Genomic DNA, 9321 nt, shown 5'->3' on the forward strand with positions numbered 1-9321 from the left:
GTATTATAGTTACTATCAAACAGATGCATACTTAAACGAAAATGATATTACGATCGAACATTTACTAGGTGATAACGGGGATACAGAAAATGCCCATATTCATAATTTAGCATTGGCTAATGGTACGGTTAACAGTGATAAGTTAAGAAATAAACCTGTAAATGAGAAAATTTTAATATTAAATGATTATTCAAATCTGCATGTAAACCACAGATTACCGAATTATTTATCTGAAGATGGGAAGTTTATATCCGAAGAAAGAAAAGAGAATATGGCATCACAACTATTTTATGAAGTTTTTAAATTCCAACCAGATTTTTTCGGATGGAGCAAAAATGATCTAAGTCAGTATTTATTAAAATTAACAAAAATTAAAGAATTAAATGTAACTAGTGAGAAAATGAAATTAGATAAGATTAAGTTAGAAAAAGCTTTAAGGGATAAAGGAAAGCATTTTGATGTAGTGATAAAAAACGATCCAACATACGAACATCTTAAAGAGATTTATTCAATAGTATTTGAAGATACATTGTTTTTAATTGAGATATAGACGTAGCTAAATCCGTAGTTAGCTTTTTAAAACCATTAGAAAATCCAGAAAAATGCTTTTATTATAATGAAGGACCGTTGTGTTCCCAAAAGCCCTGCCGAGTGAGAACAAGCCATTTACTTGTTAAGCATAAACAGTTAGCCAGCGGACCGGAAGCTGAAGAGATTAAACTCCATAAACGTAAGTAAAACGTTAGGGCTGTAACTTTATCTGCATGAAGAAAAAACATTTATTCTCGTAAAAAAAAGCAAGAATGATAGGAATTGTCTTATATTTAATCACAACAAGGAACTCCAATGCGGGTTCCTTGTTACAACTTAGAGAAATATTGCAAGATTTAAAAGACCTTTGACTTCAATTCTTCCGTATAGAAGCTAGTGTCATAAAGTGAATAGACATTTACATTCACAATCATCATTCTTCATTAAATCATCTAAACTAATTGAACAGCTAGATAGGAAGGGATTAATAAGTATATGAGATGACTTGCATAAATCATTGTGGCGATGCTTTTAATTATTTTTACACAAATTTTACACAACATATGAACAAAACCTTATTAATCAATACTTTGACCGTTATTTTGACCCCACCACCGGTATCGTATATAAAATAGCAGTGTATCGGAATTAATCTAAAAACCTATTCAGATACTCTGCTATGTCTTTTTTCAGCTTATCTTGATATTAATATTAGATTATTTGTTTATGGCATCATAAAAATGGTTCATACGAGTTTTTGGTGAAAGGTGATATACCGAAGTCTTCTTGTGCAGAAAAGTTTTTTGAAAATAATCTTTTATAAGTGGTAGAGAACTCGCTTTTCAAGTAAATCTAGCTCGGCACGTCCATACATCATCCGTTTTATGAGTTTTAATCGATGAACATGCCCTTCGATTAATCTATTACTAAACGGAGAAAGAAAGGCTTGTTTGATAGCTTGAAGATCACTCCGTATTTGTATTGCGAATCGATACAAATGGTTGGTCCGAGTAGACAATTGTTGTTTTAACTATTCTAAAAAAGGCATTATAATCATAATCTTCCCATGCCCTTTTAAAGGTTTGAACGGTGTCATAAAAAGGTTTAAGCGAGGGATAACCTGTAAAGCATTGTTCAAGTAAGTGACACTCCTGTTCTGAAAGGGTTGAGTGAAGTTTCCATATGCAGGCACTTACTTGCTGGCGGGAAATTCTTTGTTTTTGTGATTGAGAATGCTGGTATTTTCGTTCTTTGCGAATACTTTCCACTGCTACACGTACTCCAGAAAGTGTGCCAGTATACCCATAATCACGAATAATTGAATCAATTTGCTTAATCGTATGTCCTTTTATTTCAAGCTCCCCAATTTGTTCATGAAACTCCGCTGTTTGGCGTTTTCTTTTCCCTCTTGGTTTAATAAGTGGAGAGTTTGTAGTCTTTAGATATTTTGTAATCGTCCTGGGATCCAAATCAAACTCTTTTGCTAACACTGATTTTTTCTTCCCCTTCTGGTATTCTTGTTGGACGGTTTTAATCAAATCTAATTTCTTTGCGTTACGTTCCAGTTGAATACGTTCTTGTTTCGTTTCAGCCTGTACAAGGTTGGGTTGGTCTTCCCTATTGTTAAAAGTAATCGACGCTGGAAGAATGGAAACTAGACAAGAGTCAACTTGTCTTTTCGCTGCACGAATAAAATGCCAACGATCATATACTTGAGAAATGGTAGAAGATGCTTGGGATATTGCTTGACGAAAAGCTCGAAACCCATCTCGACTGACAACCTCTATAATACTTTGTTCATTCAACCGGCTGGTAACAGTTTCAGGCTTTCGATCAGGAAGTAATGCAACAGGTTGATGGGTTGTCAAGTCGCATATAATGGTGCCATAAGTATGTCCTTTGAGAAAGGCAAAGTCATCAATTCCGACAAAAGGGAGAAATATTTGGTTTGATCTCCGTTTTTCGAATAATGGAGAGTAATACATCATGACTTACAGGAAGATGGATTGCATTCGCTACTTTTTCTCCATTTGAACAACTAGAAGCAAAGGCAATTTTACGTAAAACTTCCTCAGCTCTAAATGTTCTCCGACCTTTCGCAGGCAACCAATCGTAACGCTCTGTAAAAATGTTCTTATCACAAGAATTATTGTCACAAAACCATTTTTTTGAGATTAGTAGGAGAGAAACTGATTTCTCACCGATAGGTAGATCTTGAATGAGACGAGTATAACGGCTATGAGGACGAAAAGATCTTACACCGCAATAGGGACATGAACTAGACTGATGTGTGCTTTGAATAGTGATTTGAAATGAGGAGTCTCCTTCACAAATGTGAAGAACTTCAAGGAAAGAATCAGGAGATGACCAACAAATAGGGTTCATGTTAAGCACTCCTTTTGATTTTTATTATACTACAAAAGGAGGGAAAAAGGTCCTTCACCAGTTTGGCGTAAGAACCATTTTTTACTTGCCAAATACAGATTATTATTACTAAAATCCACCACCTTCTAATCACCTATTTTAACTTATTCCACTTTCCTTCAATAAAATACTGATGGGAAAGAACAATTCATTTATTTTTAACTTTTATCCTCATTCTGCATTCATCTTCCATCCCCTACCAAAACACCCTATAATAGTAACAAAAGAATAATTCGGGGGAAAATGAAATGAAACTCGAGACACTACTAGAAAAAGGATTCCAATATAGTACTGACAGACAAATGGTGGAGGAGAAGGAAAATGGGCGGCTATCATTTATAAAGAGGTTTCCGTTAGAATCGCTACCTACGTTGTCAGTGGAAGAATACGCCGATACCAAAACAAAAGATTGTTTCATTTATTGGCTTGAGCGAAAGCACATATTAGCCGGCATAGGTGGAGGTAATTCTGCTAAGTTTGGGGTTTATCGCGCCCAAAACGGTGAGTATTGTAAAGGGTATGGTACCCATAAAACAGTTTTAGAAGGGGAAAAGCTGCAAGATGAGTTCAAGTCTTTAAAAGAAGGTATTGTTCAAGCGATCCTATTGGCGCAGGAGGATCGGATTGCTGAGATTGGTAAGCTTGAATTACCTCTATTTAATATGGTTTTATTAAAGATTTTGAACATCTATGTTCCTGAAAAGTTTTTCAATGTTTATTCCCCACCGATTTTACTCGAGCTCGGGAAAGAATTAGAAATAAATAACGAGCTGCTTCTACCGCAAAATTCGATTGAGGTAAATCACAAGGTTTTGAATGGCTTGAAAGGGCAGGAAGGTTTTTCGGATTGGAAAAATCAAGAAATCGCCTTTTTTATTTGGGATACATTTGCAGAGCGGGATAAGAAACTCGTTGATGATGTTCGTTTCTGGCTTGTTGGACATACATATGGTGATGAGGGATCCATTCTGGAATTCTTATTACAACAAAACACGATTGCCATTGGTTTTCTTAGGGAGGACTTATCTTCTTATTTAAATGAAGGTACTATTGACGAAATGATAGAAGAAAAGGAAAAAAGCACGGCGGGACAGAAAGCCCTAAAGCAATTCTTTTCCTTAAAAGAAGGGGATTTTGTTGCGTTAAAATCAACCTTTACTCGCAAAATAAACGGCAAAACAAAATCGGTCCTTCGGATTCATGCAGTTGGAAAAATTGCGGCAGATCCAGTTGATGGCTATCACTTTTCTGATGAGTACGGTCACTTATTGCCTGTAAAATGGTTGAATACAGAAGAACATGAGCACATTGGTTACGGAGGATATCGGAGTACCATTAATGAAGTAAAAAATAAAAGTGCCATTCATATGGTATTCATGCAAGGAGAAGGAGGTCATGATGAGCCAATGATAGCGGAATCATATGAGGATAATTTTCCGATGAACACAGTCCTTTATGGACCTCCTGGTACAGGGAAAACCTATCATGTGGTGGATCACGCACTCAAAATCATTAATCATTCTACATTCAATGAACTGGAAGTCAGTGGTCGTGAAGCACTACAACAGGAGTTTTCACGATTAATAAGAGATGGGAAGATTCATTTTATTACTTTCCATCAATCATATGCCTATGAGGATTTTATCGAAGGATTGAAATCGGATGGCAAAGGAAATTTTGTTCCCACCGATGGTGTTTTTAAAAGAGCGGCTTACGAAGCCACATACGAAGGTATTCAAAATAATACCCAAGAGTTTTCAGAAGAAGTGAGATTTGAACAATTGTACGATCACTTGGTAGCCAATGGGATAAATCAATTGGTTGAGTTTGAATCTAAAACAGGTGGTAAACTTATCATATCCCACATTTCTGCCAATGATCATTTAGTGATTACGAGCGAAGATGCGAAAACAAGTTCCATCGTCTCAAAAGAGCGGCTCTTACGCGTATTTCGATATATTCGAAACCATCATATCGATTGGAAAAACAATGTCAGCTTTATTCATGATGCAATTGGGGGTTCCAATCAAACTAGATATTGGTCTGTCTTAAATTGGATTCTGACGAAAATGGAAGAGGATGTCGAAGAGGATAGGATTGAAATAGAAGGGGACGAAAAGAAGGCCATTGTTTTAAAGGCATTAAATGGAACGAAATCTTTTGACTTTACTAACGCTCAAAGGCATGTAGTTATTATCGATGAAATGAATCGTGGTAATATCTCTAAGATCTTTGGGGAGCTCCTAACGCTTTTAGAAGATGATAAACGATTAACCAAAAACAATGAATTAATCGTAGAACTCCCTTACTCTAAAGAGAAATTTACACTTCCCCCAAACTTATATGTAATCGGAACGATGAATACCGCAGACAGGTCGATTGCTCTACTGGATACAGCCCTGCGACGTCGATTTGTTTTTGAAGAGATGATGCCTACACCTGAACATCTGGAGTCCATTGGGGATGAGATTGATCTCGTAGAAATGGTAACCAAAATGAATAAGAGGATTGAAGTTCTATATGATCGTGATCATATGATAGGACATGCTTATTTTATTAATGCAAAGACGGATCAAGAAATTGTTTCTATCGTAGAGTCAAAAATTATCCCGCTTTTACAAGAGTATTTTTACGATGATTGGGAAAAAATTGGCCTCGTTTTAGGGGGAATCGGTACGTCTGAGGAGGATTCTTATATCGTTTATAAGGAAGAAATCAACGTGAATGATCTATTCAAACAGAGACCGTCTCTTCCTATTCCTGCACTGTACCGGGTGAAACGGAAATTAACGACACAGGAGTTAATCGCAATCTATGAGTAAAACCATCATTGTACGCGAGTCCTATGATTGGATTACAGAAAACGAAGTTACGCCTGCGCAATTAAATGAACTAGTTCGATATATGGAAGAAAAATACCCAAATGAATTCGTGTTGGATATGAGGTATAAACGTGTAAGATTTATAAATTATGTAGGAATCATTCAGTGTTCCGATGTTCGATATGAAATCCTCCCAAAGATAAGTTTATCCCTAAATGATGATCGGAAAGCTTTGTTATCCATGTTATCGATTACAGGATTTCTTCCCATTTCTTTCTATGAGACTGTCCATAACGGGGAGGAAAATAGTGAATTACTTACGACCTTCCTAAGAGCCTTTCTTGCAAGGCTCTTAGGTGAATTAAAAAAAGGTCCCTACAAAACGTATGAACGGCAAGAGGAAAATTTATTTGTGTTGAAAGGGAAACTCGAGGTTGGTCATCATATTCGTACGAATCCTTTTCTAAAAACTAGAGCGTATTGTAGCTTTGATGAACATACGGAGAATAATTCCTTGAATCAGTTGTTTAAAACGGCATTGGTGATTGTCAAACAACATACGGGGAACCATTCCTTAACATTATCTTTGGAGCGCTGTTTAAATTATTTGGAAAATGTAGATCTACTAAAGATTTCAACGAAAATAAACCAATTTTCTTTAAATCGACAAAATGAACGATTTCGCGAGGCAGCATTATTTGCCAAGTTAATTATTGAAAAGGCATCCATTTATAGCCAAGGCCAGCGAGCATCTTCCTTTTCTTTTTTATTTCCAATAAACACATTGTTTGAAAAATATATTGGAGTTGCACTCCAGGCGGCGGCCGGAGATAGGGAAGTAATAAGTCAGCATGCAGAAAAAAGACTGCTGCGAAATAAAAAAAGTGGGTATGGCAATATATTATTGAAGCCGGATTTTGTCGTTAATCAAAACCTGATTATTGATACAAAATGGAAGAGTGCCACTGTTCAGGGAAGAAGCCATTACCAACAAGCTGATATCTACCAAATGTATGCTTATGTAACAGCGTATGATACGGTTGATCGATGTATATTGCTTTACCCAAAACAGGAAGGGGAAGTCGAACATCCAGTTTGGGAAGTTGTAGATTCGAATAAGACCATTGAAATGAATACGGTCAGAATAGATGAGTTTGAGACGACCGTTGAGGAGCTAAAAGTAATACTAGCCCAGCTAAATTCATAAGGGTTTCCCAATTTGAAGGATATTTAATAACGTAAATCCCATAAAAAGTAAAAGGAAAGAAGGGATTAAATTTTACAAAATACTTCATTTATTGCCATTAGGCTACTATAATTATAGAGGGTATTTTCAAGAGGCAGGACGAAGTATGTTGCTATAACTGATTGCATTTTTTAATAGAAAAATATTCTCAATTGATATGCGAATTCCATCGCTAATTATCCTGTTAAAATGGTAAGAACGCCTATATTTCAACAAATAAAAGAAGTCTAATTCATTTAGCGAATTAGACTTCTTTATATATTTCTATAAACCGTTTTATACTCATCAACCGAACCCATTAAGTAAATCTGAGACATCCTCTTTTTATTTCATCTTGACCTAACGGGCAATGAAGATTAACACCAGTGTTTCAATTTAGAGGTTTTACCGATTCCAGGGTTAAAGCTGTTGGTTGGGTCGCTATTTTTGTAGTGATCAACCAGTGCTGGTGCGGCTTCATAGAGATGGCCGACATTATGCTCCGCTGGATAAATCGCACCGCGCTCATCCAGAAGCTTCAGCATTTTTTCCTTCAAGGCATGTGCATCGACGCCTTTTTTCACGATATAGTCCTGATGCAGCACGTGGCAAAGGAAATGTCCATAGTAAAGCTTGTGCTCAATCTGGCTCGAGATTTCCTCGGGCAGCACTTCAAACCAGTCCATATCATTGCGACGCAAGGCAATATCAAGCGCCAAAATATCTTCAACTTCGTCTTGAAGCACCTCCTGGAAGCGAATCGCTGCGCCTGCAGCTACAAACCGATGCAAGAAAGCATCCGCTCCTTCTTCCGGCGTGCAAACAAAGTAATCACCCTCAGCTTCTTTAAACAGCTCCTTCAGATAGGCCTCCGCCTCGGCATTGCCGTCTCCAGACATTTTGAGCAACAGATGGTGCTCATACTTTTCACGGAATTCTTCCATCCTTTTTGGCAAATGGTTCGGGAAAAGATAGCTGAGTTTTTGCAAGATACGGTCAGGAAGATATGGCTTGAAGATTTTCATTTTGTCCAAAATCCGCTCCGCGTCCGCTTTCAACCCAAAAAGAAAAGGCAACCGGTCAGTTCCAAGTTTTTTGATGACAATGAATGAATCTTTGCCGTATTTTTTGGCGATGTCATAGATTTCACGATGCATGTATTCGCCGGCGACAGGGAGATTTTTGAACTCCGACAGTGCTTTTCTCCGAATCATTTCTAATACACTTGGTTTATTGGTCCCGATGTAGAAGACCTTTTCATTTTGTTCTTTCGGGAAAGTATCGAGCCTTACGGTGAATACGGCAATTTTGCCGGCAGACCCTGAAGCTTCATAAAGCTGATTAGGATCGGCATTGTATCTAGCCGGGCTATCTGCATCAATTTCGCGCACCCGCTTTTGATAAGTGTAATTATGCCCGTGTTTTGGAGAATCTGGGACAGCATTCGGATCAAAATTTCCGGCATCAAGATTGGCAACAATTTCCTCAGGTGTATCGCCTAAATCGATACCAAGGTGATTCACCAGCTGCAGCTCGCCATTTTCGTTAACTCTGGCAAATAGCGACATCTCCGTATAGGCAGGGCCGCGTTTGACGAGCGAGCCGCCCGAATTATTGCATATCCCGCCGATGGCAGACGCACCTAGACAAGAAGAGCCAATCACAGAATGCGGCTCTCGCCCTAGCGGTTTCAATGCATTCTCAAGTGTATAGAGTGTTGTACCCGGAAAAGCCAAAACCTGAGTGCCTTGGTTGAGTAACTGAACGTGTTTAATCCGTGTGGTCGATACAATGATGACCTCACGATCATAACCGTCTGCGGGAATTGATCCTTCTGTCAAACTTGTATTTGCCGCTTGCATAATGATAATTTTATCAAATTTGACGGCTGTTTTCAGGATCTGCCAGAGCTCTGTCAAATTTCCTGGCTTGACCACAGCTAGTGCATCCCCACGTCCCGAGCGATAGCCTTTGCGATAACGCAGGGTTTTTGAGGGATTGGTAATGACATATTCATGACCTGAAATCGCTTCAAGTTCTGTGATGCATGGATTTTTCATGCTACTGCCTCCTAAATATGAAAAGATTTGCTTACAAAAGGACACCCGATATCGAAAGCGATTGCAATCTCGCGTGATTCAAGGACTTTGTTAAACTTTTGCTACAAATCAATTATTCTATTGATATAATAAAACTAAATTAAAAACATATCAACCGGAAATATCGGTAAAAAGTGATGTTCGAAAGCTTAAATTACTTGGTAAATTAAAAACCGGAGGTCACCTGTTATCTGAAATCAAAGATATATTATTAATTAAA

6 protein-coding genes are annotated in these 9321 nt (G+C 37.7%); 3 read left to right on the plus strand and 3 right to left on the minus strand.

The window, feature by feature from the left end:
- Positions 1-550, plus strand: a 550-nt coding sequence (locus G6554_RS24795) for a hypothetical protein (RefSeq protein WP_207627752.1), incomplete at its 5' end; no start/stop codon positions are given.
- A gap of 946 nt (positions 551-1496) precedes the next feature.
- On the opposite strand, the gene G6554_RS24800 is transcribed toward G6554_RS24795, so the two are convergent.
- A complete protein-coding gene (locus tag G6554_RS24800; protein WP_242637940.1) occupies positions 1497-2399 on the minus strand; it encodes a transposase in 903 nt (300 codons plus the stop codon).
- Positions 2400-2448: 49 nt separating this feature from the next.
- On the minus strand, positions 2449-2916 hold the full coding sequence (locus tag G6554_RS24805; RefSeq protein WP_166246769.1) for a transposase family protein: 468 nt from the start codon (positions 2914-2916) through the stop codon (positions 2449-2451).
- A 287-nt stretch (positions 2917-3203) separates the two neighbouring features.
- Here G6554_RS24805 and G6554_RS24810 point away from each other — a divergent pair, with 287 nt between their 5' ends.
- Positions 3204-5777 carry an AAA family ATPase gene (locus G6554_RS24810; protein WP_166246770.1) on the plus strand — a complete coding sequence of 858 codons (2574 nt, stop codon included), beginning with the start codon at positions 3204-3206 and terminating at the stop codon, positions 5775-5777.
- On the plus strand, positions 5770-6984 hold the full coding sequence (locus G6554_RS24815; RefSeq protein ID WP_166246771.1) for an McrC family protein: 1215 nt from the start codon (positions 5770-5772) through the stop codon (positions 6982-6984). Before G6554_RS24810 ends, G6554_RS24815 begins: the two co-directional genes overlap by 8 nt.
- Before the next feature lie 395 nt (positions 6985-7379).
- On the opposite strand, the gene dld is transcribed toward G6554_RS24815, so the two are convergent.
- Complete coding sequence (gene dld / locus G6554_RS24820; RefSeq protein WP_166246772.1) at positions 7380-9062, minus strand: D-lactate dehydrogenase; 1683 nt, start codon at positions 9060-9062, stop codon at positions 7380-7382.
- Positions 9063-9321: the final 259 nt, after the last annotated feature.

It is taken from the genome of Bacillus sp. MM2020_4, from assembly GCF_011250555.1.
In the GTDB taxonomy this organism is placed as follows: domain Bacteria; phylum Bacillota; class Bacilli; order Bacillales; family Cytobacillaceae; genus Neobacillus.

Excerpts from the sequence above, each read along its gene's own strand:
- G6554_RS24815 (WP_166246771.1), top strand. The coding sequence starts at position 5,770 with ATGAGTAAAACCATCATTGTACGCGAGTCCTATGATTGGATTACAGAA.
- G6554_RS24805 (WP_166246769.1), bottom strand. The coding sequence starts at position 2,916 with ATGAACCCTATTTGTTGGTCATCTCCTGATTCTTTCCTTGAAGTTCTT.
- dld (WP_166246772.1), bottom strand. The coding sequence starts at position 9,062 with ATGAAAAATCCATGCATCACAGAACTTGAAGCGATTTCAGGTCATGAA.
- G6554_RS24810 (WP_166246770.1), top strand. The coding sequence starts at position 3,204 with ATGAAACTCGAGACACTACTAGAAAAAGGATTCCAATATAGTACTGAC.